The organism is Bradyrhizobium sp. AC87j1, assembly GCF_002936975.1.
In the GTDB taxonomy this organism is placed as follows: Bacteria; Pseudomonadota; Alphaproteobacteria; order Rhizobiales; family Xanthobacteraceae; genus Bradyrhizobium; species Bradyrhizobium shewense.
In genome coordinates, this window is record NZ_PTFE01000063.1 from 23,656 (window position 1) to 49,322 (window position 25,667).

Annotated in this window: 22 protein-coding genes and 1 pseudogene; 4 read left to right on the plus strand and 19 right to left on the minus strand. The window is 64.5% G+C overall.

Annotation, left to right across the window (positions count from 1 at the left end; translation table 11 throughout):
• Positions 1-5 precede the first annotated feature (5 nt).
• The 5 genes from CV770_RS27250 to glpD are packed head-to-tail and all read right to left on the minus strand — an operon-like array spanning position 6 to position 5,509.
• The gene (locus CV770_RS27250; RefSeq protein WP_018323268.1) at positions 6-812 is read right to left on the minus strand and encodes a carbohydrate ABC transporter permease; all 807 of its coding nucleotides are present in this window, start codon (positions 810-812) and stop codon (positions 6-8) included.
• Complete coding sequence (locus CV770_RS27255) at positions 812-1,786, minus strand: carbohydrate ABC transporter permease (RefSeq protein ID WP_091956114.1); 975 nt, start codon at positions 1,784-1,786, stop codon at positions 812-814. Before CV770_RS27255 ends, CV770_RS27250 begins: the two co-directional genes overlap by 1 nt.
• The gene (locus CV770_RS27260; RefSeq protein WP_091956115.1) at positions 1,786-2,871 is read right to left on the minus strand and encodes an ABC transporter ATP-binding protein; all 1,086 of its coding nucleotides are present in this window, start codon (positions 2,869-2,871) and stop codon (positions 1,786-1,788) included. The genes CV770_RS27255 and CV770_RS27260 overlap by 1 nt, the downstream gene beginning before the upstream one ends.
• A gap of 14 nt (positions 2,872-2,885) precedes the next feature.
• The gene (locus CV770_RS27265) at positions 2,886-3,962 is read right to left on the minus strand and encodes an ABC transporter ATP-binding protein (protein WP_091956116.1); all 1,077 of its coding nucleotides are present in this window, start codon (positions 3,960-3,962) and stop codon (positions 2,886-2,888) included.
• Positions 3,959-5,509, minus strand: coding sequence for a glycerol-3-phosphate dehydrogenase (glpD, locus tag CV770_RS27270; RefSeq protein WP_028141740.1), 1,551 nt, complete (start codon positions 5,507-5,509; stop codon positions 3,959-3,961). Before glpD ends, CV770_RS27265 begins: the two co-directional genes overlap by 4 nt.
• 283 nt (positions 5,510-5,792) lie before the next feature.
• Between glpD and CV770_RS27275 the strand changes: the two genes are divergently transcribed.
• Positions 5,793-6,044, plus strand: a complete 252-nt coding sequence (locus tag CV770_RS27275; protein ID WP_104464566.1) for a type II toxin-antitoxin system Phd/YefM family antitoxin — start codon at positions 5,793-5,795, stop codon at positions 6,042-6,044.
• The gene (locus CV770_RS27280; protein WP_091956118.1) at positions 6,044-6,460 is read left to right on the plus strand and encodes a type II toxin-antitoxin system VapC family toxin; all 417 of its coding nucleotides are present in this window, start codon (positions 6,044-6,046) and stop codon (positions 6,458-6,460) included. The genes CV770_RS27275 and CV770_RS27280 overlap by 1 nt, the downstream gene beginning before the upstream one ends.
• A gap of 3 nt (positions 6,461-6,463) precedes the next feature.
• On the opposite strand, the gene CV770_RS27285 is transcribed toward CV770_RS27280, so the two are convergent.
• Both CV770_RS27285 and CV770_RS27290 read right to left on the minus strand, forming a co-directional pair.
• Positions 6,464-7,309, minus strand: coding sequence for a DeoR/GlpR family DNA-binding transcription regulator (locus tag CV770_RS27285; protein WP_104464567.1), 846 nt, complete (start codon positions 7,307-7,309; stop codon positions 6,464-6,466).
• A 91-nt stretch (positions 7,310-7,400) separates the two neighbouring features.
• A complete protein-coding gene (locus CV770_RS27290) occupies positions 7,401-8,087 on the minus strand; it encodes an HAD family hydrolase (RefSeq protein WP_104464568.1) in 687 nt (228 codons plus the stop codon).
• 154 nt (positions 8,088-8,241) lie between these two features.
• On the opposite strand from CV770_RS27290, the gene CV770_RS27295 reads away from it, so the two are divergent.
• Entirely contained in the window at positions 8,242-8,694 is a 453-nt protein-coding gene (locus tag CV770_RS27295) for a nuclear transport factor 2 family protein (protein ID WP_091956352.1), read from the plus strand.
• Positions 8,695-8,943: 249 nt separating this feature from the next.
• Here CV770_RS27295 and CV770_RS27300 read toward each other — a convergent pair whose 3' ends face one another.
• From CV770_RS27300 to CV770_RS27355, 11 genes and pseudogenes are all read right to left on the minus strand, one after another.
• The gene (locus CV770_RS27300; RefSeq protein ID WP_018323258.1) at positions 8,944-9,135 is read right to left on the minus strand and encodes a hypothetical protein; all 192 of its coding nucleotides are present in this window, start codon (positions 9,133-9,135) and stop codon (positions 8,944-8,946) included.
• 213 nt (positions 9,136-9,348) lie between these two features.
• Positions 9,349-9,780 (minus strand): acyl-CoA thioesterase, encoded by a 432-nt coding sequence (locus CV770_RS27305; RefSeq protein ID WP_104464569.1) that lies wholly within the window; start codon positions 9,778-9,780, stop codon positions 9,349-9,351.
• A 209-nt stretch (positions 9,781-9,989) separates the two neighbouring features.
• Positions 9,990-10,652, minus strand: a pseudogene (locus tag CV770_RS27310) (fatty acid desaturase CarF family protein); the annotation flags it as partial.
• Between the two features lie 18 nt (positions 10,653-10,670).
• Positions 10,671-12,767, minus strand: a complete 2,097-nt coding sequence (locus CV770_RS27315; RefSeq protein ID WP_201760062.1) for a 3-hydroxyacyl-CoA dehydrogenase NAD-binding domain-containing protein — start codon at positions 12,765-12,767, stop codon at positions 10,671-10,673.
• Between the two features lie 2 nt (positions 12,768-12,769).
• The gene (locus tag CV770_RS27320; protein WP_104464572.1) at positions 12,770-14,053 is read right to left on the minus strand and encodes an acetyl-CoA C-acetyltransferase; all 1,284 of its coding nucleotides are present in this window, start codon (positions 14,051-14,053) and stop codon (positions 12,770-12,772) included.
• On the minus strand, positions 14,053-16,320 hold the full coding sequence (locus CV770_RS27325; protein ID WP_201760063.1) for an acyl-CoA dehydrogenase: 2,268 nt from the start codon (positions 16,318-16,320) through the stop codon (positions 14,053-14,055). The genes CV770_RS27320 and CV770_RS27325 overlap by 1 nt, the downstream gene beginning before the upstream one ends.
• Positions 16,321-16,599: 279 nt before the next feature.
• Positions 16,600-17,223 (minus strand): flavin reductase family protein, encoded by a 624-nt coding sequence (locus CV770_RS27330; protein WP_095424579.1) that lies wholly within the window; start codon positions 17,221-17,223, stop codon positions 16,600-16,602.
• Positions 17,224-17,358: 135 nt separating this feature from the next.
• Positions 17,359-17,958 carry a TetR/AcrR family transcriptional regulator gene (locus tag CV770_RS27340; protein ID WP_091956126.1) on the minus strand — a complete coding sequence of 200 codons (600 nt, stop codon included), beginning with the start codon at positions 17,956-17,958 and terminating at the stop codon, positions 17,359-17,361.
• A 34-nt stretch (positions 17,959-17,992) separates the two neighbouring features.
• A complete protein-coding gene (locus tag CV770_RS27345) occupies positions 17,993-21,130 on the minus strand; it encodes an efflux RND transporter permease subunit (protein WP_091956127.1) in 3,138 nt (1,045 codons plus the stop codon).
• 283 nt (positions 21,131-21,413) lie between these two features.
• Positions 21,414-22,520, minus strand: a complete 1,107-nt coding sequence (locus CV770_RS27350) for an efflux RND transporter periplasmic adaptor subunit (protein ID WP_104464574.1) — start codon at positions 22,518-22,520, stop codon at positions 21,414-21,416.
• A gap of 303 nt (positions 22,521-22,823) precedes the next feature.
• Positions 22,824-24,167, minus strand: a complete 1,344-nt coding sequence (locus tag CV770_RS27355; RefSeq protein ID WP_104464575.1) for an MFS transporter — start codon at positions 24,165-24,167, stop codon at positions 22,824-22,826.
• Between the two features lie 78 nt (positions 24,168-24,245).
• Here CV770_RS27355 and CV770_RS27360 point away from each other — a divergent pair, with 78 nt between their 5' ends.
• Positions 24,246-24,692 carry a ribosomal maturation YjgA family protein gene (locus tag CV770_RS27360; RefSeq protein WP_201760064.1) on the plus strand — a complete coding sequence of 149 codons (447 nt, stop codon included), beginning with the start codon at positions 24,246-24,248 and terminating at the stop codon, positions 24,690-24,692.
• Positions 24,693-24,781: 89 nt separating this feature from the next.
• Here the strand turns inward: CV770_RS27360 and CV770_RS27365 are convergent.
• A partial coding sequence (locus CV770_RS27365) for a DNA glycosylase AlkZ-like family protein (RefSeq protein WP_104464577.1) occupies positions 24,782-25,667 on the minus strand: 886 nt, incomplete at its 5' end.

Sequence of the window (25,667 nt, forward strand, 5' to 3'; positions counted from 1 at the left end):
CCTCCTTAGACGCGACCGAGCGCAAAACCGCTCGCGATGTAATTGCGGACGAACCAGATCACGAGCGCGCCCGGGATGATGGTGAGCACGCCGGCGGCTGCCAAGAGGCCCCAGTCCATGCCCGATGCCGACACCGTGCGCGTCATGATCGCAGCGATCGGCTTGGCCGACACTGAGGTCAGCGTGCGCGCAAGCAAAAGCTCGACCCAGGAGAACATGAAGCAGAAGAAGGCGGCGACGCCGATGCCGCTCGCGATCAACGGCACCAGGATCTTGATGAAGAAGCGCGGGAAGGAATAGCCGTCGAGGAAGGCAGTCTCATCAATCTCGCGCGGCACGCCGGAAACGAAACCTTCGAGGATCCACACCGCCAGCGGCACGTTGAAGATGCAGTGCGCGAGCGCGACGGCCCAGGGCGTATCGAACAGGCCGATCGCCGAATAGAGATTGAAGAACGGCAGCGCGTAGACCGCGGCCGGCGCCATGCGGTTCGACAGCAGCCAGAAGAACAGATGCTTGTCGCCGAGGAAGCGGTAGCGCGAGAAGGCGTAGGCCGCGGGCAGCGCCACCGAGATCGAGATGATGGTGTTGAGAACGACATATTCCAGCGAGTTGATGTAGCCGGAATACCAGCTCTCGTCGGTGAAGATGCGCTTGTAGTGCTGCAGCGTCGGGGTATGCGGCCACAGCGTCATCGTCGAGACGATCTCGCTGTTGGTCTTGAAGCTCATGTTGACGAGCCAGTAGATCGGCAGCAGCAGGAAGATCAGGAACAGCCCCATGATGAGGCGGCGGCCGGGAATCGAATGCATCAGGCCACTCCTTCCTTTGGCTTGAGCGCGGGCACGGGCTTGAGCGCGGCCGCAGGCTTCGGCTCCGCCGCCGGCTCACTTTCCGCCTGAACCTTCCGTTCGGCGCCGGCATTGGTCATGACGGTGTAGAAGATCCAGCAGACGATCAGGATGATCAGATTGTAGACCAGCGACAGCGCCGCGGCCTTGCCGAGGTCGAACTGGCCGAGCGCGATCTTGACGAGCTCGATCGACACGAAGGTCGTGGAGTTGCCGGGCCCGCCGCCGGTGACGACGAACGGCTCGGTGTAGATCATGAAACTGTCCATGAAGCGCAGCAGCACCGCGATCAGCAAGACGCGATTCATCTTCGGCAGCTGGATCGCCTTGAACACGGCCCAGCGCGAGGCACCGTCGATCTGGGCGGCCTGGTAATAGGCTTCGGGAATCGATTTCAGGCCGGCATAGCAGAGCAGCGCGACGAGGCTGGTCCAGTGCCAGACGTCCATCACGATGACGGTGACCCAGGCGTCGATGTCGTTGGAGACGTAATTGTAGTCGATGCCCGCGGCGTTGAGGACGTAGCCGAGCAGCCCGATGTCGGGACGCCCGAAGATCTGCCAGATCGTGCCGACCACGTTCCACGGAATCAGCAGCGGCAATGCGAGGATCACGAGGCAGGCCGCCACCGTCCAGCCCTCGCGCGGCATCGACAACGCGACGACGATGCCGAGCGGCACCTCGATCGCGAGGATCACCAGCGAGAAGAACAGGTTGCGTCCGAGGGAAGCGAGGAAGCGGCCCCCGAGATCGGTCGAAGGATCGAGCAATTCCTTGAACCAGCCGACGCCGTTCCAGAAGAACTGGTTGTTGCCGAAGGTGTCCTGCATCGAATAGTTCACCACCGTCATCAGCGGCAGCACCGCCGAGAAGGCGACGACCAGGAACACCGGCAGCACCAGGAACCAGGCTTTTTGGTTGACGGTCTTGTCCATCAGGCGGCCCCCTCCACCAGAAGGCTGTCGGCATAGACGTGGACGTGGGACGGATCGAATTTCAGTCCGGCCATGCCATCCGAGCTGGTGAATCCCGCGGGCGCGCGCGCCGCGAGCTTGGCATCGCCGAAGCGGGCGCGCGCAAAACGGATGCGGCCGAGGTCGTCGAGGCGCTCGATCTTCGCGGTGAGCAGGCCGGGCGCGGGGGCCACGACCTCCACGAATTCGGGACGGACGCCGATCTCGATCTTCGCGCCGACAGGCAGATTGTCGTAAGCACGGTTCAGCGCGATGACGTGACCGTCAATGCGCGCCTCGCGCCCCCTCACCTCGGCCGACAGGATGTTCATGCCGGGCGAGCCGATGAAATAGCCGACGAAGGTATGCGCCGGCTTGTCGAACAGCTCAGCAGGTGTACCGCTCTGCACCACGCGGCCGTCATGCATGACGACGACGGTGTCGGCGAAGGTCAGCGCCTCGGTCTGGTCGTGTGTCACGTAGATCATCGTGAGGTCGAGCTCGCGATGCAACGCCTTCAGCTTGGAGCGGAGCTGCCATTTCAGCTCGGGATCGATCACCGTCAGCGGCTCGTCGAACAGCACGGCGGCGACGTCGGAACGGACGAGGCCACGGCCGAGCGAGATCTTCTGCTTGGCGTCGGCAGTGAGCCGCGTCGCCTTGCGGTTCAGATAGGGTTCGAGATCGAGCAGACGGCCGATCTCGGCGACGCGCTTGTCGATTTCGGCCTTCGGCACGCCGCGGTTCTTCAGCGGAAACGCCAAATTCTGTCCGACTGTCATGGTGTCGTAGATCACCGGAAACTGGAACACCTGCGCGATATTGCGCTTCTGGGTTGACAGAGGTGTGATGTCCTTGCCGTCGAACAGGATTTGGCCCCGCGACGGCGTGATGATGCCGGAGATGACGTTGAGCAGCGTGGTCTTGCCGCAACCGGACGGACCAAGCAGCGCATATGCGCCGCCCTGCCGCCAGGTCATGGTCACCGGCTTCAGCGCAAAACTGTCCTGCGGCGCATCGTTGCCGCCGTAGGAATGGGCGAGATCGACGAGATCAATGCGGGCCATGGCGCATCTCCCTCCTACGATCCAGGTGCTGCGACCAGCCGGTCGGCAGCATCAAAGACAAAAACGTCGTTGGGATCGAGCACGGCGTCGAGCGTCTGGCCGGGCTCGAACTCGTGCACGCCGTGCAGCACCGCCACCCAGTTCGATCCTTCGCGGGTGAGATGCACGAAACTCTCCGAACCGGTGATCTCGGTCACCGTGACAGTGGCATGGAAGGCATGGCGATCAGCCTCGCCATTGGCGAGCGCGAGCTGATGCGCGCGAAAACCGACGCGATAGGCGCCGTCGGCCAGCGACGAATAGAGCCCTGAGGCCGGCGAGGCGGTGCCGCCCGCATAAGCGACCTGCCCGTTCTTCTTCTCGATGCCGACGAGGTTAAGTGGCGGATCGGAAAAAACCTGGGCGACGCGCAGCGTCTGCGGCCGGCGGTAGACATTGGCGGTCTCGCCGATCTGGAGCGCCTGGCCTTCCCACATGCACACCGTGTTGCCGCCGAGCAGCAACGCCTCGGTCGGCTCGGTGGTGGCATAGACGAAGATCGCGCCCGAGGCCTCGAAGATGCGCGGCAGCTCGGCGCGCAGCTCCTCGCGGAGCTTGTAATCGAGGTTGGCGAGCGGCTCGTCGAGCAGCACGAGATCGGCGCCCTTGACCAGCGCGCGCGCGATCGCGGTGCGCTGCTGCTGGCCGCCGGAGAGCTGGAGCGGCGTACGCTTCAGGAAGGGCTCGAGCCGCAGCAGTTTTGCGGCCTCCGCCACCCGCGTCTCGATCTCGTCGCGCGCCTTGCCCTGCACGCGCAGGGGCGAGGCGATGTTCTCGTAGACCGTGAGCGAGGGGTAGTTGATGAACTGCTGATAGACCATCGCGACCGAACGCTGGCGCACGTCGGCGCCGGTAACGTCCTTGCCGTTGACCAGCACCTTGCCCGAGGTGGGCTTGTCGAGGCCGGCGAGCAGCCGCATGATCGAGGTCTTGCCCGACAGCGTCGGCCCGAGCAGCACGTTCAGCGTGCCGCTCTCGAGCGTCAGCGAGACGTCGCGGATATGCTGGACCCCCTCGACGGTTCGGGTCACGTGATCGAGCGTCACGGTCATGAGCGTCCTCCCGCTTCCAGCAGAGGACTTTGCGGCACGGCGTGGGTCCTGATCCAGTCGTCAAGCGCAGCAATCTCATCGGCAGATAGTCGCAGGCCGAGCTTGGAACGGCGCCAGACGACGTCCTCGGCGGTCACGGCCCATTCGTTGGCCATGAGGTAGCGGACCTCGCGCTCGGTCAGCGTCGCGCCAAAGCTCTGGCCGAGATCGGCCGATGATTTGGCGTCGCCAAGCAGCTTGATGGCCTTGGTGCCATAGGCGCGCGCGAGCCGCCTGGCGTGCTCGTGGCTGAGGAAGGGATAACCGCGCTGCAGCTCGGCGATCAGGCCGTCGATGTCGGACACATTCATGTCGCCGCCGGGCAGCGGCCATTTGCCGGTCCACCCCTCCCGCGCTTTTGCGCTGCGAAGATAGGGCGCGAGCCGCTCCAGCGCCTCCTCGGCGAGGCGGCGATAGGTGGTGATCTTGCCGCCATAGATCGACAGCAGCGGCACGCCGCCGGGCGTGTCGAGCTCGAACACATAGTCCCGCGTCGCGGCCTTGGCTTCGCTGGCGCCGTCGTCATAGAGCGGTCGCACGCCGGAATAGGTCCAGACCACGTCGTCCGGGGTCACGGGCTTCGCCAGATATTCGCTCGCAGCGGTGCAGAGATACTGGATCTCCTCCGCCGTCGCCTTCACCTTGGCGGGATCGCCGTCATAATCGCGATCCGTGGTGCCGATCAGCGTGAAATCGTCCTGGTACGGGATCACGAAGATGATGCGACCGTCGGCATTCTGGAACATGTAGGCGCGGTCGTGGTCGTAGAGCTTCCTGACCACGATGTGCGAGCCCTGCACCAGGCGCACCTTGGCTTTCGCGTTGACGCCAGCCCCGCGGCCGAGCACGTCCTCGACCCAGGGGCCGCCGGCGTTGACCAGAGCCTTTGCCTGGACCTGCGAGCGCTCACCGGTCAGCGTGTTGACCATGCTCACGGTCCAGAGGCCGTCGGACTGCTTGATATCCGTTGCGCGGGTGCGGGTGCGGATCTCGGCACCCTTGTCGGCGGCATCGCGTGCATTGAGCACGACGAGGCGGGCGTCATCGACGAAACAGTCGGAATATTCAAAGGCGCGACTGTAGCGATTCGGGATCAGCGGCTTGCCGACCTCGTCACGCCGCAGATCGACCGAGCGGGTCGCCGGCAACAGATGACGGCCGCCGATGTGATCATAAAGGAAGAGGCCGAGCCGCAGCAGCCAGGCAGGGCGCAGGCCGGCGTGATGGGGCAAAACGAAACGCAGCGGACGGATGATGTGGGGCCCGATGCCCCAGAGGATCTCGCGCTCGATCAGCGCCTCGCGAACGAGGCGAAACTCGTAATATTCGAGATAACGCAGGCCGCCATGCACCAGCTTGGTCGACCAGGACGAAGTCCCGCTCGCCAAATCGTTCATTTCACACAGGAAAACCGTGTTGCCACGACCCACCGCGTCGCGCGCGATGCCGCAGCCATTAACACCGCCTCCAATGATGGCGAGGTCGAAAATACGCTCCAACAGACGCATCCCCCGGCGACCGCTCGTTCCGTCGAGCGGCTACTTTCGTTTTTTGATTAGATCACACCGAAAAACGAAAGCAAGACGAAAGAGAGGAGGAAAGAAATGAAAGCAAAACTTTTTCAGCGCCAATACGGCGGAGAAATCAGCAAGAGAACGGACAAGTTTTGAGGCGGACGGCTCGACTGATCGGCACAGGGGGCGCACCGCACCGCTTCAGCTGATCGAAAACTTGAATGTAGCAACATGCCTACATATAATTTACCTCATCGCAGGCGAGGAGGCGCGAACGATGGTCACCACCCTGACCAGCCGAGAGTTCAATCAGGATACGAGCGGCGCCAAGAAAGCAGCATCAAAGGGGCCCGTCTTCATCACCGACCGCGGCCGTCCAGCCCATGTCCTGCTGAGCATCGAAGATTATCTGCGCCTGAGCGGTGGGCACATGAGCCTTGCCGAAGCTTTGGCACAGGCGAACGCGGACTTCGATTTCGATCCGCCTCGCATCAGCGGCGGAATCTCCAGGCCAGCCGATCTCGACTGATGTTTCTGCTGGACACCAACGTCATTTCCGAACTGAGGCGGCCGGATAAGGCTGATCGCAACGTGCTTGCTTGGGCCAATACAGCGCCCGCGGCGAATTTCTTCATGTCCGCCATCTCGATTCTCGAAATTGAACTTGGCGCGCGCCTGATCGAGCGCAAAGACGCGGTGCAAGGTGCTGTCCTGCGCGCCTGGATCAACGATCACATTCTGGCCCGCTTCGAAGGGCGGATCCTGGCTATCGATACGGCCGTGGCGCAGCGTTGTGCCCAACTGCACGTTCCCAATCCGCGGGCCGAACGCGACGCCCTTATTGCAGCCACCGCGCTTGTCCACGGCCTGACCGTCGTTACGCGCAATGTGGGGGATTTTGAACCTACGGGCGTGCCACTGCTCAATCCGTGGAGCAGTACATAAGCCTCAGCGAAGCCGCACCACCGGCGCGGCTTCCGGTGCCGCTTCCTGGCCATCGGCCGGCACATCGTCGATGTCCGCGCCCTTGGGCATCGCCGCCATCACCTCGATGCCCTTGCTATGGCAGATGGTGGCGAGGCGCTCGGGAAGCTCCTGGTCGGTGACGAAGGTCTGGATCTGGGTCATGTGGGCGATGCGCACCGGCGCGCTGCGGCGGAGCTTTGTGGAATCGGCAACCAGCATCACGCTGCGGGCATTGGCGATGATGGCCTGCGCCACCTGCACCTCGCGATAGTCGAAGTCCAGCAGCGCGCCCTCCTCGTCGATCGCTGACGCGCCGATGATGGCGTAGTCGACCTTGAACTGGCCGATCAGCTGCGTCGCGGTGGAGCCGACCACGGCGCCGTCGGCACGCCGGACCGTGCCGCCGGCGACCACCACCTCGATGCGGGGATGACGGTAGAGCAGCATCGCGACGTTGAGATTGTTGGTGATGACGAGGAGGTCCTCATGCGAGGTCAGCGCGCTCGCAACCTCCTCCGTCGTGGTGCCGATATTGATGAAGAGCGAGCACCCGTTCGGGATCAGCGAGGCGGCCGCGGCTCCGATCGCTTTCTTTTCGTCGGCAGCGACGAAGCGCCTTGCCTCATAAGCGAGGTTTTCGACGCCGGAAGCGATGATGGCGCCGCCATGGATGCGCGTCAGCGATCTCCGCTCGCAGAGGTCGTTGAGATCCTTGCGGATGGTCTGCGCCGAGACTTCGAAGCGGCGCGCGAGCTCCTCGACCATGACGCGGCCCGAGGCCCGCGCGATGTTGAGGATTTCGGCTTGGCGATGGGTCAGTCCGGTCACGGCAAGGGCCTCAAATCAGGAGAATGCATGGTGCGGCGGTTCGCGCCTTCGGTCAATGCGCACGCCGATCACGGTTAACTTATGCGGCCCGTCACCACGCCATGGTGCTCGCGAGACGCGCGAGCAGCTGCGGATCGTCGAAGGCGCTGGCGGACGCGACTGCGCCGGCTGCAACCAGGTCAGCATGGCTGAGGCTGGTCCGGACGCCGATGGTGGGAATGCCGGCCGCCGTGGCCGATTGCACGCCGGTGCGGGAGTCCTCGAATGCGATCGAGGTTTCTGCGCTCGCACCGACGAAACGCAGCCCTTCCTGATAGGGCAGCGGATGCGGCTTGCCATGCGGCAGCTCGGCGCCGATCACGAGCGCCTTGAAACGATGCGATATGCCAAGGCCTGAGAGCAGTAGCTCGGCATTGAGACGCGGCGCATTGGTCACGGCCACCATGGGAACGCCGGCGGCGTCCGCCCGGTCGAGCAGCGCCATCAGGCCCGGCAGCGGCTCGATCTGCCCGGCCACGAGTGCGCGGAAGACCTCCTCCTTCTCATCGAGGATCGAGGCGCGCCGTTCCGGCGCCTCGTCAGGCAGGAACCGCTCACCGATCGCGACATTGGCGAAACCTTGCAGCTCTCTGGAGAACCGCGCGTGATCGAAGACGTGGCCGCGAGGGCCGAGCACCTGGTTGAACGCCTTCAAGTGCAGCGGGTCGGTGTCGGCCAGCGTGCCGTCGATGTCGAACAGCAAAGCCCTGCCCATCGCTTCCGTTTTGGCTTCGATCATTTCCGTACTTTCCCAAATCCACGGCGCATTGATGCGCGAGACGTATCAATATGGCTTCGACCGCGCAATGACGCATGCTGATGACGACGACGTGACACTCGACAAAGCCGCGCGCGGCTGCAACACTCGCCGCAAGATCAAAAAGGAGGAAACGATGACGATCAACCGACGCGATCTGGCTCTCTCGACTCTTGCCGTCTCCGCGCTTGCGCTCACGACATCGGCGCTCGCCGCTTCGGCGGACGAGGACGCCGTGGCGAAGAAGGTCGAGGCCTTCCGCCTCGCCCAGATCGCGGCCGATCCGAAGGCGCTCGGCGCACTGTGCTGGGACGATCTCAGCTACAGCCATTCCAGCGGCAAGGTCGAGGACAAGGCGACCTTCATCGCCAACGCCACCGACGGCAAGTCGAAATTCCTGTCGATCGACTACAAGGACCCCACCATCAAGGTCGTCGGTCCTGCAGCGATCGTGCGCTTCCACTGGCTGGGCGAACAGGAGATGGCAGCCGACGGGAAGAAAGTATCGACCAACCTCCACATCCTGATGAACTGGCAGAAGCAGGGCGACGAGTGGAAGCTCCTGTCGCGGGCAGCAACGAAGTTGTGATCAACGACGTCATTTTGGCTCGCGCCGAAAGGCGCGGGCTACGGTGAGCAATTGCGCATCTGAGAATCCATTCATCGGCGTTCTCTGTGGCAAGATGGATTCCGGGCTCGCGCTTCGCGCGCCCCGGAATGACGCGTACGGCTCTTCGCGCCACCTTCTCCCGCAAGGGGAGAAGGAAGAAAACAGCAGTATCAAGGGCGGCAAAAAATTCCGACCTCGCTCCGCGAGCCCGGAATAGCCAGCAGGCGCTTACGCCGCTTCCTTCACGTCGCCGTTCACCAGCTTGCGCGCGGCGCGTTCGGCTTCGCGGGCGTTGCGGAAGAGCTGGCCTTCGAGACGGTTGAAGCGGTGGGACGAGGCAAAGAAGCAATAGCCTCCCGAAGAACGAACGACGATACCTGCGGTCTGCGAATTGACTTCGATGATGTAGCTGTCCGGCATGGTCCGTGGATTCCTCAGTGCGGGCAAATAACGGCACTCATGCCCAAAGGTTCCCAGGCATTTTGAGGCCGTTTCCACCCCGAATCGACACGCAATTGAGTACGCCGAGACCTCATCCGTTTTATGACTGGTTCTTGGCGAAGCCGCGACGCGATGACTCACGCGCGCCGCGTTTGGCGACGCCGCGCGCCTGGGGCAGAGCGTCGCGCGCGATTACGTCGCGATCGTCGTGTCGGTCGAGCGAACCGCTTGCGGGCGGCCGTGCTCGTCGATCGAGACGTAGGTGAAGTTGCCGTCGGTGACGAGGAAGGGATGCTCCTCCCCGCGGCGCAGCGCCCACGCTTCCAGATGCACGCTGAGCGAGGTGCGGCCCACGCGTACGAGATTGGCGTAGACCGACACGAGATCGCCGACATAGACCGCCTTGCGAAAATTCATTGCCTCGATCGCAACCGTCACGGTACGCGACTTCGCCGCCTTTGACGCAAACACGCCGCCGCCGACATCCATTTGGCTCAGCAGCCAGCCGCCGAAGATGTCACCATTCGCATTGGTGTCGGCGGGCATCGCCAGCGTGCGGATGCAGAGATCGCCGCTCGGCCCGGTGTCGGAGTTGATAGGGGCGTGGACGTGCGTGTCGGTCATTTGGTTGGTCTCCGGCGGCTCTCGACTCTGGATACAAAGCCGCGGCGCCTTGCGCAACATCGACGCGAGACAAGCGTGCGCTATCCAATCGGCCGCGGCGACCCGACGAGGATTCCGGTATCGTTCAGTTTGCGTTGCCACTCCGCATCGTCGGCCCGCGGCGCGCGTCCGGTCGTTGCCGTTATCAACCGTTCCAGCCTGCTCCACAGCCGGAGACGGTCGCACGGATAATTGGCCCATCCATTGATGACACAATAGCGGATGGTGTGGTCACGGTGATGACACCAATGATGCTCGGGTGAGCAGACCAGATGCAGCCGTTGCGCCATGCGCACGAGCAGCGGGCGGACCGGCCGGTGCGCGAGATTGTGAAAGCTCATGCCAAACAGCATGCAGGTCGCGATCACGAACCAGACGATCATCAGCGCATAGGTGAGCGCGGAAACTGGAAACAACGCCGTGACGGTGGCCGCGACTCCGACCACCGCCGCGCTCGGCGCCGCACCGAGAGACGCCTGGTCGAGGAATCCGTAGAGCAAGACGTGGCCGGGGTGGGTGTGATGCTCCCGTGTGATCGCGATGCCGCGGCCGAGCATCCCCTCGTCGAGCCAGGTGTCGACCACCCAATGCACAAGCCCTGAAAAAAGGTCAGCGAGGAAATATCCGGCCAGGAGCGCCACGATCAACCACGGCCAGTACAATCCCGCCGTGGGATAACGCCCAACGAGATAGCCTAGGCAACAAAGGATCACGACGACATCGGCCCCGCAGCATAGCCGCGTGATGATGATCTCGCGCAGGGTCGCGTGCTTGAAGAACGGGATCGTCGGCATCGGCGATATCCCCACGGGCTCCACCACCCATGATAGCATCTTTCTACCGACGGCCCCCTATTGCAAACTGTCCCAGCCCGCATCCGGCGCGAAACGTCCGCCGAATCGCTCGGCGAGCCCGCGCAAGGTGGACACGACATTCTCCACGCCGCGCGTGCGGGCATAGTTCAAAGGACCGCCGCGGAACGGCGCATAACCCGTGCCGAAGATCATGGCGCCGTCGACCGCATCAGGATCGTCGACGATGCCTTCACGCAGCGCCGCAACGCAGACATTGGACATCGGCAGCACCAGGCGGTCGATCATCTGATCGGTGACGCGCGGACCGGTCTCGGGGAGCGGTGCCTTCTCCGCCTTGCCGTCCTTCCAGGTGTAGAAACCCTTGCCGGTCTTGCGGCCGAGCTCGCCCTTGGCGACCTTGTCGCGCAGCCACGCCGGCGTCGGCGGCAGGAGATCGCCGAACTTGGTGCGCAGCATGTCGCCGACGTCGAGGCAGATGTCGAGCCCGACCTGATCCGCGAGCTCGATCGGCCCCATCGGCATGCCGAACTGCTCGGCCGCGGCGTCAATCAGACGCTGGTCGATCTTCTCGTCCAGCATCACCATGGCTTCGAGCATGTAGGGCGTCAGCGCGCGGTTGACGAGGAAGCCGGGCGAGCTCTTCACGGGCAGCGGCAGCCGGTCGATCGCGCCGACGAACGCGAGCGCGTCTTTCAGCACCTGCGGTTCGTTGCCGTCATGGCTGACGACTTCGACCAATTGTAGCCGCGACACCGGATTGAAAAAATGCAGGCCGACCAGCCGCTCCGGTCGCGCCAGCGTGGTGCGCAGATCCTGAAGCGGGATGCTCGACGTGTTGGTGGCAAGGATCGCGCCCGGCTTCATGCGCGGCTCGAGGCTGGCATAGACTTTCTGCTTGAGCTCGAGCTTTTCCGGCACCGCCTCGATGATCAGATCGGCGTTACGAACGCCCTCCCCGTCCATGTCAGGGATGAGACGATCGAGCGCGTCGCGCACCTCGGTCGGCTTGCGGATGATCTTGCCGTAGAGTTCGGCGGCGCGCTTGACCGCGCCGGCGATCGGCTCGGCTTTCATGTCGGCGAGCGAGACGCGCAGTCCCTGCCCTGCACACCAGGCCGCGATATCGCCGCCCATGGCGCCCGCGCCGATGACATGGACGTGCCTGATGATGTTGTCGCTGCCGGCCGCCTTCTTCATCTGCTCGCGCAGGAAGAAGACTCGGATCAGGTTCTGTGCGGTCGGCGTCACCATCAGCTTGGCGAAGGAGGCCTGCTCCGCCTTCAGCATCGCGGCCTTGCTGCCGCCATGGGTCTCCCAGAGATCAATCAGCGCGTAAGGCGCGGGATAGTGCTCGCGGGACGCGGCCTTCGCCGCCTCCGCGCGCATGCGCCTGGCCAGGAGACCGCGCACGAAGCCAAAATTGGCTGCACGCGCGAGCAGGCCGGGCTTGGCCCGCTTCAGCCGGCCGAACAGTGCGTCCTTCACCGCGCCGCGGACATGGCGCTCCTGCGTCACGGTATCGACGAGGCCAAGCGATCTGGCGCGGCGCGCGTCGATGGTGCGGCCGGTCAGCATCAGCGCCATCGACTGGGTGGGATTGACTAGCGCAGTGAACCGCGCGGTGCCGCCGAGGCCGGGATGCAGGCCGAGCATCACCTCCGGGAAGCCGAAGCGCGCACCGTCGATGGCGATGCGCGACTGGCAGGCCAGCGCAACCTCGAGCCCGCCGCCAAGGCAGAAGCCGTGGATGACCGCGACCGTTGGTAGCTTCAAGGCCTCCAGATGATCGACCACCGCGTGCGCGGCGCGGATGCGCGTCTCCACCATCTCGGGATCATCAGCGCCGCGGAATTCATTGACGTCGGCGCCGGCGATGAAGCCGGACGGTTTTGCCGAGCGGATCACAAGGCCGGCCGGGCGTTCGGTCTCGATCGCCGCGAGCACGGCGTCGAACTCCTCCATCACATCCGAGGACAGCGTGTTGGCGCTGGCATCGGCGCGGTCGAACAGCAGCCAGGCGACGCCGTCTTGATCGCGCGTCAGCTTGAAGTGCCTGTACGGACTGTCCGTCGCGGGCTTGGGGCCGAATTCGAGCACGCGGTCACCGAGCACGGTCATGATCCTGGAATCCATGGTCACACCGCCTCGATCAGCATGGCGCCGCCGAGCCCGCCGCCAATGCACTCGGTGGCAATTCCGCGCCGCGTGCCGAGCCGTTTCATCGCGTTGACGAGATGCAGCACGATCCTGTTGCCGGAGGTGCCGACGGGATGGCCGAGCGAGATCGCGCCGCCATCGACATTGAGTTTTTCGCGATCGATCTCGCCGGCGGCGCCGTCGAGCCCGAGAATCTCCCGGCAGAAATTATCGTCGTTCCAGGCGGCGAGGCAGCCGAGCACCTGCGTGGCGAAGGCTTCGTTGAGCTCCCAAGTCTCGACGTCCGTGATGGTGAGGCCGTTGCGCTGTAGTAATGGTGTTGCCGACATCACCGGCCCGAGCCCCATGATGCTGGGATCGAGCGCGGCCCAGTGGCTATCGACGATCGCGGCCTTCGGTGTCAGCCTGTGCTTTGCGACGGCTGCGTCGGAGGCGAGGATCACCCAGGACGCGCCATCGGTGATCTGCGAGGAATTGCCGGCGGTGACTTGTCCCCACGGGCGCTCGAACACCGGCTTCAGCTTTGCCAGCGTCTCCGCCGTCGAGTCCGGACGCACGCCGTCATCATGGTCGAAGAATTTACCGTCGCGGGAAAACGCGGTCTCGACTTCGCCCTTCAGATAGCCCGCGCCTTGCGCATGCGCGAGCCGGCGATGGCTCTCCGCAGCATAGGCGTCCGACTGTGCGCGCGTAATGCCGAAGAGATGGCCGACGACTTCGGCGGTCTGGCCCATGTTCAGATCGGTCACGGGATCGGTCAGCCCACGCTCGAGGCCGATGATCGGCTTGAGATCGCGCGGACGCAGCTTGAACGCCGCAGCGAGCTTAGCGGCCATGCCCCTGGCGGTGGCAAGGCCGGCGAACCAGCGCACGCCGGAGTTCGGCCAAACCAGCGGCGCATGGCTCAGCGCCTCGGTGCCGCCGGCGAGGATCATGTCGGCATGGCCTTCGCGGATGTAGCGGTAGGCGGTGTCGATCGACTGCATGCCGGAGCCGCAATTGATCTGCACGGTGAAGGCGACCATGTCCTCGCCCATGCCGAGCCGCAGCGCGGCAACGCGGGCCGGGTTCATCTCGTCGGCGATCACGTTGACGCAGCCGAGGATGACCTGGTCGAAATCCGTGGGCGCAAACGGCTGGCGCGCCAAGAGCGGCCGTCCGCATTGCACGGCGAGATCGACCGGCGTGAACGGCCCCGGCCCCGAACGCGCCTTCAGGAACGGCGTCCGGCTGCCGTCGACGATGAATACCGGTCGTGCCATCAGCTCGCCGCCCTCTGTTCACCGAGTTCCTGGAAGAACTGATGCACGTCGCCGGATTTCTTGTAAATCGGCGACAGCGCTTCCGGCGCAAAATCGTCGACCTCGATCACTTTTGTGACGGCTTCGTGGGCCGCGGCCAGCTGCTCGCCTTCGACCTGTGTGATCACGCCCTTTGTAACGGCCTCTTTCCAGTCGCGGATATGCGCGGCGCGCATGCGCTTGGCGATGGCATCGGTGCTTGCAACCAGCAGGAACGCGCGCTCCAGCCGGGCAAAGCCGCCGTCGTCGTCGACATGGGCGAGATCCGGCGTGAGGCGCTCGCGCGCCGCCGAGGGCTCCAGCACGATGGCAGCGCATTGGTGCACGACACGGTCGGAGGGGCCGAGCACGCGGGCGCCGAACGGCTGGACCACGAGCTTGAGGAAGCCGGCAACAAAGCGGTTGGGCAGGTTGGCGAGGATTTCGGCCAGCCGGTTCTCGATCGTCTTGAAGCCGGTCGCCATGCACCATTCGAGCGCGGCAAAGTCTTCCTTCTGCCGGCCCTCGTCCTGCCACCGCTTCAGCGCCGCCGAGAGCAGGTACAGCTCGGAGAGAATGTCGCCGAAACGGGCCGACAGCATCTCCTTGCGCTTGAGCGCGCCGCCGAGCGTCAGCAGCGCCATGTCGGCACAGAGTGCAAACGCAGCGGAGTAGCGCGAGAGCTGGCGATAGAATGGCGTAGCGTCGCCCGCATCGGGCGCCATCGCAAAGGCGCCAAAGGTCCAGCTCCGACCGAAGGCACGGAACAAGGTGCTGAGGCTATGGCCGACATGTTTCCAGAACGCCTTGTCGAACGCGGTGAGCCCGCGCTCGCGATCGATATCGGCCAGCGCGTTCATCTCGTCGAGCAGGTAGGGATGCGCGCGGATGGCGCCCTGCCCGAACACGATGAGATTGCGGGTCAGGATGTTGGCGCCCTCGACCGTGATGCCGACCGGAACGGCGCGGTGCAGATTGCCGAGATAGTTTTGCGGACCGTCGATCACGGCCTTGCCGCCATGGATGTCCATGGCGTCGTCGATCGCGGTGCGCATTCGCTCGGTGGCGTGCAGCTTCATGATGCCGGAGATGACGGCGGGATGAACGCCGGCATTCAGTGCTGCGCAGGTCAGCCGCCGCGCCGCATCCAACTGGTAGGCGGTCGCGACGATGCGCGCGAGCGGCTCATCGACGCCCTCGAATTTCGAGATGGAGATGCCGAACTGCTCGCGGATGCGGGCATAGGCACCGGTGGTGCGCGCGGCGTAGGCGGCACCCGCAGCCGAGAGCGACGGCAGCGAGATGCCGCGGCCGGCGGCGAGCGCGGTCATCAGCATCTTCCAGCCTTGCCCCAGCCGCTCCTTGCCGCCGATGACGTAGTCGAGCGGAATGAAGACGTCGCGGCCCCGGTTCGGGCCGTTCTGAAACACCTGCATCGACGGCAGATGGCGATGGCCGATCTCGACGCCGGGCAGATGGGTCGGGATCAGCGCCACGGTGATACCGAGTTCCTCCTGGTCGCCCACGAGGTGGTCGGGATCATAGGCCTTGAAGGCGAGGCCCAGCAGCGTCGCGACAGGGCCGAGCGTGATGTAGCGCTTGTGCCAATTGAGCCTGAGGCCGACGACCTCGCGGTCCTCGAAGGTGCCCTTGCAGATGATGCCGGTGTCGACCATCGAAGCCGCGTCGGAACCGGCTTCCGGGCTGGTGAGGCCGAAGCAGGGAATGTCGCGGCCGTCGGCGAGGCGCGGCAGCCAGCGCTGCTGCTGCTCCTTCGTGCCAAACCGCATCAGGAGCTCGCCTGGCCCGAGCGAGTTCGGCACCATGACCGTCACCGCAGCGGCGATCGAGCGGGTCGAGATCTTGCGCACCACTTCCGAATGGGCATAGGGCGAGAAGCCGAGGCCGCCGAACTCCTTCGGAATGATCATGCCGAAGAATTTTTCGTGCTTGACGAAGTGCCAGACGTCCGGCGGCAGGTCGCGCCATTCCCAGAAGATCTTCCATTCGTCGAGCATGGCGCAGAGCTCGTCGACGGGGCCGTCGAGGAAGGCCCGCTCCTCGTCGGTCAATTTGGCCGGCGCAATTTTCAGCAGCTTCGACCAATCAGGGTTGCCGGTGAACAGATCGGCATCCCACCAGACATCGCCGGCCTCCAGCGCCTCACGCTCGGTGTCGGACATCGCCGGCAGCACGCCGCGGGCCCAGGAGAAGATCGGTTTTGTGATTTTGTCGCGGCGGAAGCTCATGGCGGACCTCATGCATCGGCGCGGTTGTCGGGCATTTTAGCGGAAAGCGGCCGGCGGCGGTGAAGACTTCGCCTGCGACATTGACGCGGCCAAGCGCCCCCGGACCATAACGGCCAGGGTGCGGCGGCAGTTCCGGGAGGGGAATGGGCGCAATATCCCCCAGCGTCATTCCGGGGCACGCGAAGCGTGGGCCCGGAATCCATACTCCCGATGGTGGTTATGGATTCCGGGCTCGACGCTACGCGTCGCCCCGGAATGACGGCGGAGAGAGAGGCCGGCCTAATCCGGCCGGACCATCTCGAACATGTTTTCCGGCTTGATCTCGAAATAGTCGCCCCGGCGGCCGGCGCGGACGATCGGGCGGGCGGCGGCGGTCTGGTAGACGCCATCCTTGATCATGGCCTTGTCGATGTGGACGGCGACGACCTCGCCCAGCGTCAACCAGGCGTCGGCCTCCTTGCCGTCGGCGCCCTTGAGGCGGACGATGTCGGACACCTTGCATTCGAAGGCGACGGGGCTTTCGCCGACGCGTGGCACGTTGACGAGCTTGCCGGGCACGGCGGTGAGGCCCGCGATCTCGAATTCGTCGACCTCAGGGGCAACATGCGCGGCGGTCGCATTCATGTGTTTGGCGAGGTCCATGGTGGCGAGATTCCAGACGAACTCGCCGGTCTGCTGGATGTTCTCGACCGAGTCCTTCCAGTTGGTGGAGGAGAAGCCGATGATCGGCGGCACGTAGCAGAACGCATTGAAGAAGCTGTAGGGCGCGAGATTGACGTGGCCCTTGGTGTCGCGCGAGGAGATCCAGCCGATCGGCCGCGGCGCGATGATGGCGTTGAAGGGATCATGCTTGAGGCCGTGGCCCTTGGAGGGCTCGTAGAAGTACAGGTCTTTGTCGGTCACGCGCTTGCTTCTCCGCTCCGTCATTCCGGGGCGATGCAAAGCATCGAACCCGGAATCTCGAGATTCCGGGTTCGGTCCTGCGGACCGCCCCGGAATGACGGCAATCGTGCTTATAGGAGCAAACGCCCCCGCCCGTCAGTGGCGCGGCGACAGACCCGCGATGACGAAATCGATCATCTGGTCGATGGTCGGGCCCGGCTTGGTGGCGCACTGGGCGATCATCTGGGGGTGGAAGAAGCGTATCATCGCGGTGCAGGCGCACAGCGAGGCCAGCTGGAGGTCCGGCGCCTCGAACTCGCCGGAGGCAACGCCTTGCGCGATCATCTGGCCGATCACCCCGGCAATGCACTCCATATGGGCGACGCAGACGTCCCAGTCCTCCTCCATCGCGATCGCGACCATCTCGTGCAGCTTGTTGTCGCCGACATAGCGCTCGGTGTTCATGCGGTGGATGGTGGTGAGCAGCTCCCGGAAACGCTCCTTGACCGGACCGGGCCTCGCCACGATCCGCTGCGCCTCGAGCTCGACCTCGCCCATCAGGCCCTGCGCCACCGCCTGATGGATCGCCTTCTTCGATTCGAAGAAGCGATAGACGTTGGCGGGGCTCATCCTGAGCTCCTTGGCGATGTCCCCGACCGTGGTCTTCTGGTAGCCGATCTGGCGGAACAGCCGCTCGGCCACCTCGAGAATACGATCCCGGGTGTCGCCTTCGATATGTTCCGCAATCAGTGTCATCTGTCAGGACTCGTCAATCAGCACTTCATCTCACTTATTCAGCCGCTTCAGCAAGCGGAATTGCGTGCGGGTCATTGCTCCCATGCTGCGGCGCGGCAGGCTGCTCGGGGGTACCCGCCTCGTCCAGGCTCTTCCTGAACCACAGCGCGTAGAGGCCCGGCAGGTACAGCAGCGTCAGGAAGGTCGCGACGAACAGACCGCCCATGATCGTGATCGCCATCGGGCCCCAGAAGGCCGAGCGCGACAGCGGGATCATGGCGAGGATGGCGGCGAGCGCCGTCAGCACCACCGGACGGGCGCGGCGGACCGTGGCTTCCACGATCGCCTCGCGCCGGGTCAGGCCATGCGAGACGTCGGTCTCGATCTGGTCGACCAGGATGACCGTGTTGCGCATGATCATGCCGGCGAGCGCGATCAGGCCGAGCAGCGCCACGAAGCCGAACGGGGCATTGGCGACGTTGAGCCCGAAGGAGGCGCCGACGATGCCGAGCGGCGCGGTCAGGAACACCAGGATCAGGCGTGAGAAGCTCTGCAGCTGGATCATCAGCAGCGTCAGCATCACCATGACCATCAGCGGGAAGAGGACGAAGATCGAGGCGTTGCCCTTGGCGGATTCCTCGAACGCGCCGCCCGCCTCGATCCGGTAGGCCGGCTCGAGGTGGTCCTTGATCGCCTTCAGCTTCGGCGTGATCTGGCCGGTGACATCAGGCGCCTGCACGCCGTCGACGACGTCGGAGCGCACGGTGATGGCCATGTCGCGGTTGCGCCGCCACATGATCGGCTCCTCATGGGCATACTCGATCTTGGCGATCTGCTGCAGCGGCACGGCGACGCCATTGCGCGAGGTGATGGTGAGATCACCGACGCCGCCGAGGTCGAGGCGCTCAGACGGGATCGCACGGGCGACCACGCCGACCTTCTCGATGCCGTCGCGCACGGTCGTGACCTGCGAGCCCGAGATCAGCATCGCGAGCGCCTGCGACACGTCCTGCGGGGTCAGGCCCATGGCGCGGGCGCGGTCCTGATCGACAACGAGCTTGAGGTAGGGTGACTGCTCGTTCCAGTCGAGCTGGACATCTTTGACGCTCTTGTTCTGCCGCATGACGTCGCGAACCTGGTAGGCGATCTCGCGCACCTTGTTGGCGTCGGGGCCGATCACGCGGAACTGGACGGGGAAGCCGACCGGCGGGCCGAAGTTGAAGCGGTCGACGCGGACGCGCGCCTCGGACAGCATGCCGTCCGCAACCGCGTTCTCGATCTTGGCCTTGACGCGCTCGCGCCCCTCGACGCCCTTGGCGACGATGACGATCTCGGCAAAGGCCTCGTTCGGCAGCTGCGGATTGAGGCCAAGCCAGAAGCGCGGCGAGCCCTGGCCGACATAGGACGTATAGGTCTCGATGTCCTTGTCGTCCTTCAGCAGCGTCTCGGCCTTCTTCACCGCCTTTTCGGTGACGTTGAAGGCGGTGCCCTCGGGCAGGCGCAGCTGGAAGAACAGCTCGGGCCGCTCCGACAGCGGGAAGAACTGCTGCTGGACATGGCCGAAGCCGACGACCGAGGCGATGAAGACGCCGACGGTCGCGACCACCACGGTAATGCGGTGATTGACACACCATTGCACGATGGCGCGCAGGCCCCGGTACATGCGGGTCTCGTAGACCGCGTGCGGATCGTGGTTGTGATGCGCCTTCATCTCCGGCAGCAGCTTGACGCCGATATAGGGCGTGAAGATCACCGCCACGAACCAGGAGGCGACCAGCGCTATCGCCACGATCCAGAAGATGCTGCCGGCATATTCGCCGACGGCGGAATTGGCAAAGCCGATGGGGAGGAAGCCAGCGGCCGTGACCAGCGTTCCCGTGAGCATCGGAAACGCGGTAGATTCCCAGGCAAAAGACGCCGCGCGCATGCGGTCCCAGCCCTGCTCCATCTTCACCACCATCATCTCGACCGCGATGATGGCGTCGTCGACGAGCAGGCCGAGCGCGATGATCAGCGCGCCGAGCGTGATGCGGTGCAGGTCGAGCGACATCATGTTCATGACGACGAAGACGATGCCCAGCACCAACGGCACCGACAGCGCGACCACGATGCCGGTGCGCCAGCCGAGCGCCAGGAACGACACGAACAGCACGATGACGAGGGCTTCCATGAAGGAGTGCACGAACTCGCCGACGGCGTGCTCGACCACCTTGGGCTGGTCGGCAATCAGCTTGACGTCGACCCCCTGCGGCACCGCCTTCATGAACTCGGCCGTCGCCTTCTCGACCTCCTTGCCGAGCTCGAGGATGTTGGCACCCTTGGCGGTGACGACACCGATGCCGATCGCAGCCTTGCCTTCCTGACGGACGACGAAGCTGGGCGGATCGACATAGCCATGAGTGACGGTGGCGATGTCACCGAGGCGGAACACGCGGCCGTTGCTCTCGACCGGCGTCTCGGCGACGGCCTTGGCACCGTCGAGCGCGCCGGTGACGCGCAGCGGCACGCGTTGCGAGGAGGTTTCGACCGTGCCGGCCGGCGTCACGTTATTCTGCTTGGCGAGCGAATCGAACAGCGCCTGCGGGGTGATGCCGAGGGTGGCGAGCTTGGCGTGGGAGAACTCGACGAAGATGCGCTCATCCTGGTTGCCGTAGACGTCGACCTTGGTCACGCCGGGCACCTTCAGGAGGCGCTGGCGGAAGCCTTCGGAGACCTTCTTGAGCTGGGCATAGTCAGCGCCGTCGCCAGTCATCATGTAGAGGATGGAATCGACGTCGGAGAACTCGTCATTGACGACGGGCCCGAGGATGCCGGAGGGCAGCTGGCCCTGCACGTCGACCAGCTTCTTGCGCAGAAGATAGAACAGGTAAGGCACGTCCTTCGGCGGCGTGGAGTCGCGGAAGGTGACCTGGAGCGCCGTGAAACCGGGCTTGGAGTAGGTCTGCACCTTCTCGAAATAGGGCAGCTCCTGGATCTTCTTCTCGATGGGATCGGCGACCTGGGCCTGCATCTCCTGCGCGGTCGCGCCGGGCCAGAGCACGGAGACGTTGACCACCTTCACCGTGAAGAACGGATCCTCGGCGCGGCCGAGCTTCTCATAGGAGAAGAAGCCGGCGACACCGAGCACGAGCATCAGGAAGAGAACCAGCGTCGGATGGCTGACGGCCCAGGCCGAAAGGTTGAAGCGCTTCATCGCTCTCTCCGAAAAGACGATCCAATTGCCAAAAAACGACAGCCACTCTGTTCAGGCCGTCATCGCGAGGCAGCGAAGCAATCCAGGGGGCTGGGCAGATTCTGGATCGCTTCGCCGCTTCAGCCTCTGCTTAGGGACAAAGGCCGAAACTCACCTCACACGACGTAACTCGCTCTCTTGTCATTCCGGGATGGTCCGAAGGACCAGACCCGGAATCTCGAGATTCTGAGGTGCGCAATTGCGCACCGTAGGTCACGCTGCGCGTGCCCCGGAATGACGATCATTAGAAACTCAACGATGAGACGACCCGCACCCGCTGGGCCGGATCGAGCTTCTGCACACCGAGGGCGACGATCTTGGCGCCCTCTTCCACACCGCCGGTGATGACGACGTCGTTGCTCTCGTAAGACTTCACCGCCACCGGCTTCAGCGTGAGCGCACCGTTGTCGTCGACGACGTAGAAGGAGGGCTTGCCGCCTTCGTTGAACAAGGCCGACAGCGGCAGCCGCGCGACGCGCTCGGTCGCGGCGTCCGACAGCGTCAGCGTCGCGGTCATGCCGAGCGCGACCTTGTCGTCGGCCTCCGGCAGCGAGAACTTTGCAAGATAAGTGCGCGTGGCCGGATCGGCCGTCGGCGCGATCTCGCGCAGCTTGGCCGTATACTTCTTGTCCGGCTCCGACCAAAGAGTGACGCTGGCGACGCCCGACTTGGCGCGTCCGACCAGCGTCTCAGGGATCGCGACGACCGCTTCCTTTTCGGCAAAGCGGGCGACACGGATCGAAGCCTGGCCCGCGGAGACCACCTGGCCGGGCTCGATCAGCGTTGCGGTGACGACGCCTCGGGCGTCGGCAACGAGCGTCGCGTAGGAAAGGGAATTCTTGGTCAGCTCGACCGAGCGGACAGCACGATCGAGGCGCGCGCGGGCCTCATCGGCGGATGCCCGGCTCGAATCCAGCTGCGCGTCGGTGGTCCAGCCCTTGGCCTTCAGATCCTTGGCGCGCTGCTCGGCAGCGGCGGCCTGGGCCAGCACGCCGGTCGCGGCGGTCTGCTCGGCGACGGATTGCTCGGCCTGGAGCTTCAGGTCGATCTCGTCGAGCGTTGCGAGCGGCTGGCCGATTTCGACGGTCTGGCCGACTTCCACGAGGCGCTTGGCGACCTTGCCGGCAACGCGGAAGCCGAGATCGCTCTCGATCCGAGGCCGGATGGTGCCGACGAAGCTGCGCTCCGGTGTCTCGGCATCATAATGGGCTGTCGCGACCAGAACCGGCCGCGGCGGCTCGGCCTTCTCGGCGACGGTGTCATTGCACCCGGCAAGGCCAGCCGCCATCAGGGCCAACGACACACCTGCCAACAGCCTGGAATAGCTCGACAAAACCGACCGGACGAACATCGAAGGACACTCCTGCATCTCGAATGAGAGGAATGTCGACTAATCACTGATAAAAGTCAATAATCGTCAGTCATCAGGAATGCGTGATCGTTAAGGGGTGGTGAGGATGGGGAGGACCATTGCCAGGGAGGTGTGATCGGAGGGCGGGCTGAGGCTCGGAGCCCGGTCCGGCGCCTCAGGCGAAATATCGTAGGGTGGGCAAAGGCGCGTAGCGCCGTGTCCACGATCTCTCAGTTGAGGATCACAATGACGGTTTGGTGGGCACGCTACGCTTTGCTCACCTACGGGAGCGTTTGCTCGCCTCTACCGCCCGTGCTCGGCAAACTCGTGCTTGCTGTCATGGCCCCCGACGAACACCAGGATGCCAGCGATCAGGGGCAGCACGGCGAGCACCAGCAAGCCGGTCGAGGTCTGGCCGGTGGCTTCCTTGACCCAGCCGATCAGGTATGGCCCGCCGAAGCCGGCGAGGTTGCCGATCGAGTTGATCAGGGCGATGGCGCCTGCGGCCGCGGTGCCGGAGAGCCAGGCGGTCGGCAGGGTCCAGAACACACCGAAGCAGCAGAACACGCCGATCGCGGCGACCGTCAGCACCACCATCGTCATGGTGGGATCGGTGAGGTAGCTGGAGACGGCGAGCGCGACAGCAGTGAGCAGCAGCGGCGCGCCGACATGCTTCACGCGCTCGCGCGTGGCATCGGAGTGCCGCGCCCACAGGATCATGGCGATGGTGCCGAACAGATACGGGATCGCGGTGACGAAGCCGGTCTGCGCGTTGGTCAGCCCGAACGCCTTGACGATCTGCGGCAGCCAGAACTGCATGCCATAGAGCGCGCCGACGAAGCCGAAATAGATCACGCTGAGCGCGATCACCTTGGGCGAGGACAGCGCTTCGCCGAGCGAGAAATGCTTCACCGCCTGCTTGGCGGCGATTTCCGAATCGAGCTTCGCCTTCAGCCACGCCTTCTGCTCGGCCGAAAGCCAATCGGCCTTCTCCGGCTTGTCGGTGAGATAGAACCAGGTGACGATGCCGAGTAGCACGGAAGGGATGCCCTCGATGATGAAGAGCCACTGCCAGCCCTTCAGGCCCATCGCACCGTCGAGCCCGAGCAACAGGCCGGAGATCGGCGCACCGATCACGGTCGAGACCGGCACGGCGATGGCGAAGGCCGCCAGGAAGCGGGCGCGATATTCGGCCGGATACCAATAGGTGAGATAGAGGATGATGCCGGGGAAGAAGCCGGCCTCGGCGACGCCGAGCAGGAAGCGCAGGACATAGAAGCTCGTGACGCCGCTGACCGTCGCCATCAGGGCCGAGATGATGCCCCAGGTCACCATGATGCGGGCGATCCAGCGGCTGGCGCCGAACTTCTCCAGCGCCAGGTTGCTCGGGACCTCGAAGATGAAATAGCCGAAGAAGAAGATGCCGGCGCCCCAGGAGAAGATCAGCGGCGTGAACTTCAGCTCCGCATTCATGGTCAGCGCGGCGAAGCCGAGATTGACGCGGTCGAGATAGGAGAAGAAGTAGGCCAGCACCAGGAACGGAATCAGGCGCCAGGAGATGGCGCGGATCGTCGAGGTCTCGATTTCCGACTTGTTAAAGCTCTTGGCCGCGCCGGCGGAACCGGCATAGGTCGTGGTCTGGCTCATGGCTTCCCCCAGGGTTGTTGCTTTTATGGGCTGGTTGCGGTTTTCAGCATCGCGGCCAAAGAGTCAATGGAGCGAGCAATGCACGGGACGCAGCCGGATAAACCTGTTGCGCTGTTACGGACATCGCTGATCCGCGCCGCCCTCGCGCTCGCGGTGATCGTCTGCGGGCTGTCGCTGCGCTGGTACGGCTTTCCGCTCGGCCTGCCCGCCTTCGTCGTGAAATACGGCGGCTCGCTGTTGTGGGCGACGATGGTGTTTCTGCTGGTCGGGGTTCTGCTGCCGCGGCTGTCGCGGAGCGGGCTCGCGGCCATCGCCTTGGTCATCGCGGTGGTGGTCGAATTTTCCCGACTGGTGAATACGCCCTTGCTCGATGCGTTCCGGCTGACGACGGCCGGCGCACTGCTGCTCGGGCGCATCTTCTCACTGTGGAATCTGGTGGCGTATGCGGTCGGGATTGCGTTCGGCGCTTGGATCGATCGAGTTGCCAAGATGCGCAGTCTCGTAGGGTGGGCAAAGGCGCCCTAGCGCCGTGCCCACGTCTTCTCATCAATAGGCAAGACGTGGGCACGCTTCGCTTTGCCCACCCTACGAGAGCGACAACATGGCGGCCAGATTCACTCCGCCAATTGAAACCGCTCGAAGCGATCGAGCTCCTCTTCGATCTTTTGCTTGAGCTCCTTGCGCCCCGCCGTCTTCTTGCCCTGCCCGACCCAGGTCCATTTCTGCATCAGCAGCTTCTTCGCCTGCCGGTCGGTCTTCAGATCGAGCGCGGCGACGATCTCGTCGCCAACCAGCACCGGCAGCGCAAAATAGCCGAGCTTGCGTTTGGCCTTCGGCACATAGGCCTCGAACAGGTGGTTGTAGCCGAAGATGAGACTGGTGCGCTTGCGCTGGATGATCAGAGGATCGAACGGCGAGAGGATGTGGACGAGATCAGGCGAGACCGGCTCGCCGTTCACCTCGAGCGCGGCCGGCGCTGCCCAATGCTCCTGCTTGCCGGCGCCGTTGATCACAACAGGCACGAGCTCGCCGCGGCGGACGCGGGAGGCGATCAGGCCGGCCACCGCCTTCTTGCGCGGCGCGTCGAGGTGGCAGATCGAATCCAGACTCACCACGCCCTGCGACCGCAGCGCGCGGTCGAGCAGATAGGTCGTAATCTCCATGGCCGACGCCGGCCTCGGCAGCGTGTCCCAGCCGAAATGCCGCGTCATCAGCTCATAGGTCTTGAGCATGCCCTGCCGCTCGCTGATGGTCACGGCGCCGGTATAGAAGGCGAGCTGTAGGGCCCGCTTCGAGGGCTTGCGGCTCTGCCACAGATGCTCCTTCTCGGTGAGCACGTCGTCCTCGATGTCGCGGATCGTCAGCGGCGCGGCGCGCACCAGCCGCATCACCTTGCGCGTGTCGGCAGGCTTCACCGAGGCGAACCATTTGTGCCCTTCGCGGCGGTGCTCGCGCATCGCCGGCAGGAAGAAGCGGAAGTCGCCGGCGGGTACGTAGGAA

Coding starts and splice junctions, on each gene's coding strand:
- CV770_RS27250 (WP_018323268.1), bottom strand. CDS start 812: ATGCATTCGATTCCCGGCCGCCGCCTCATCATGGGGCTGTTCCTGATC.
- CV770_RS27255 (WP_091956114.1), bottom strand. CDS start 1,786: ATGGACAAGACCGTCAACCAAAAAGCCTGGTTCCTGGTGCTGCCGGTG.
- CV770_RS27260 (WP_091956115.1), bottom strand. CDS start 2,871: ATGGCCCGCATTGATCTCGTCGATCTCGCCCATTCCTACGGCGGCAAC.
- CV770_RS27265 (WP_091956116.1), bottom strand. CDS start 3,962: ATGACCGTGACGCTCGATCACGTGACCCGAACCGTCGAGGGGGTCCAG.
- glpD (WP_028141740.1), bottom strand. CDS start 5,509: ATGCGTCTGTTGGAGCGTATTTTCGACCTCGCCATCATTGGAGGCGGT.
- CV770_RS27275 (WP_104464566.1), top strand. CDS start 5,793: ATGGTCACCACCCTGACCAGCCGAGAGTTCAATCAGGATACGAGCGGC.
- CV770_RS27280 (WP_091956118.1), top strand. CDS start 6,044: ATGTTTCTGCTGGACACCAACGTCATTTCCGAACTGAGGCGGCCGGAT.
- CV770_RS27290 (WP_104464568.1), bottom strand. CDS start 8,087: ATGATCGAAGCCAAAACGGAAGCGATGGGCAGGGCTTTGCTGTTCGAC.
- CV770_RS27295 (WP_091956352.1), top strand. CDS start 8,242: ATGACGATCAACCGACGCGATCTGGCTCTCTCGACTCTTGCCGTCTCC.
- CV770_RS27300 (WP_018323258.1), bottom strand. CDS start 9,135: ATGCCGGACAGCTACATCATCGAAGTCAATTCGCAGACCGCAGGTATC.
- CV770_RS27305 (WP_104464569.1), bottom strand. CDS start 9,780: ATGACCGACACGCACGTCCACGCCCCTATCAACTCCGACACCGGGCCG.
- CV770_RS27315 (WP_201760062.1), bottom strand. CDS start 12,767: ATGGATTCCAGGATCATGACCGTGCTCGGTGACCGCGTGCTCGAATTC.
- CV770_RS27320 (WP_104464572.1), bottom strand. CDS start 14,053: ATGGCACGACCGGTATTCATCGTCGACGGCAGCCGGACGCCGTTCCTG.
- CV770_RS27325 (WP_201760063.1), bottom strand. CDS start 16,320: ATGAGCTTCCGCCGCGACAAAATCACAAAACCGATCTTCTCCTGGGCC.
- CV770_RS27340 (WP_091956126.1), bottom strand. CDS start 17,958: ATGACACTGATTGCGGAACATATCGAAGGCGACACCCGGGATCGTATT.
- CV770_RS27345 (WP_091956127.1), bottom strand. CDS start 21,130: ATGAAGCGCTTCAACCTTTCGGCCTGGGCCGTCAGCCATCCGACGCTG.
- CV770_RS27350 (WP_104464574.1), bottom strand. CDS start 22,520: ATGTTCGTCCGGTCGGTTTTGTCGAGCTATTCCAGGCTGTTGGCAGGT.
- CV770_RS27355 (WP_104464575.1), bottom strand. CDS start 24,167: ATGAGCCAGACCACGACCTATGCCGGTTCCGCCGGCGCGGCCAAGAGC.
- CV770_RS27360 (WP_201760064.1), top strand. CDS start 24,246: ATGCACGGGACGCAGCCGGATAAACCTGTTGCGCTGTTACGGACATCG.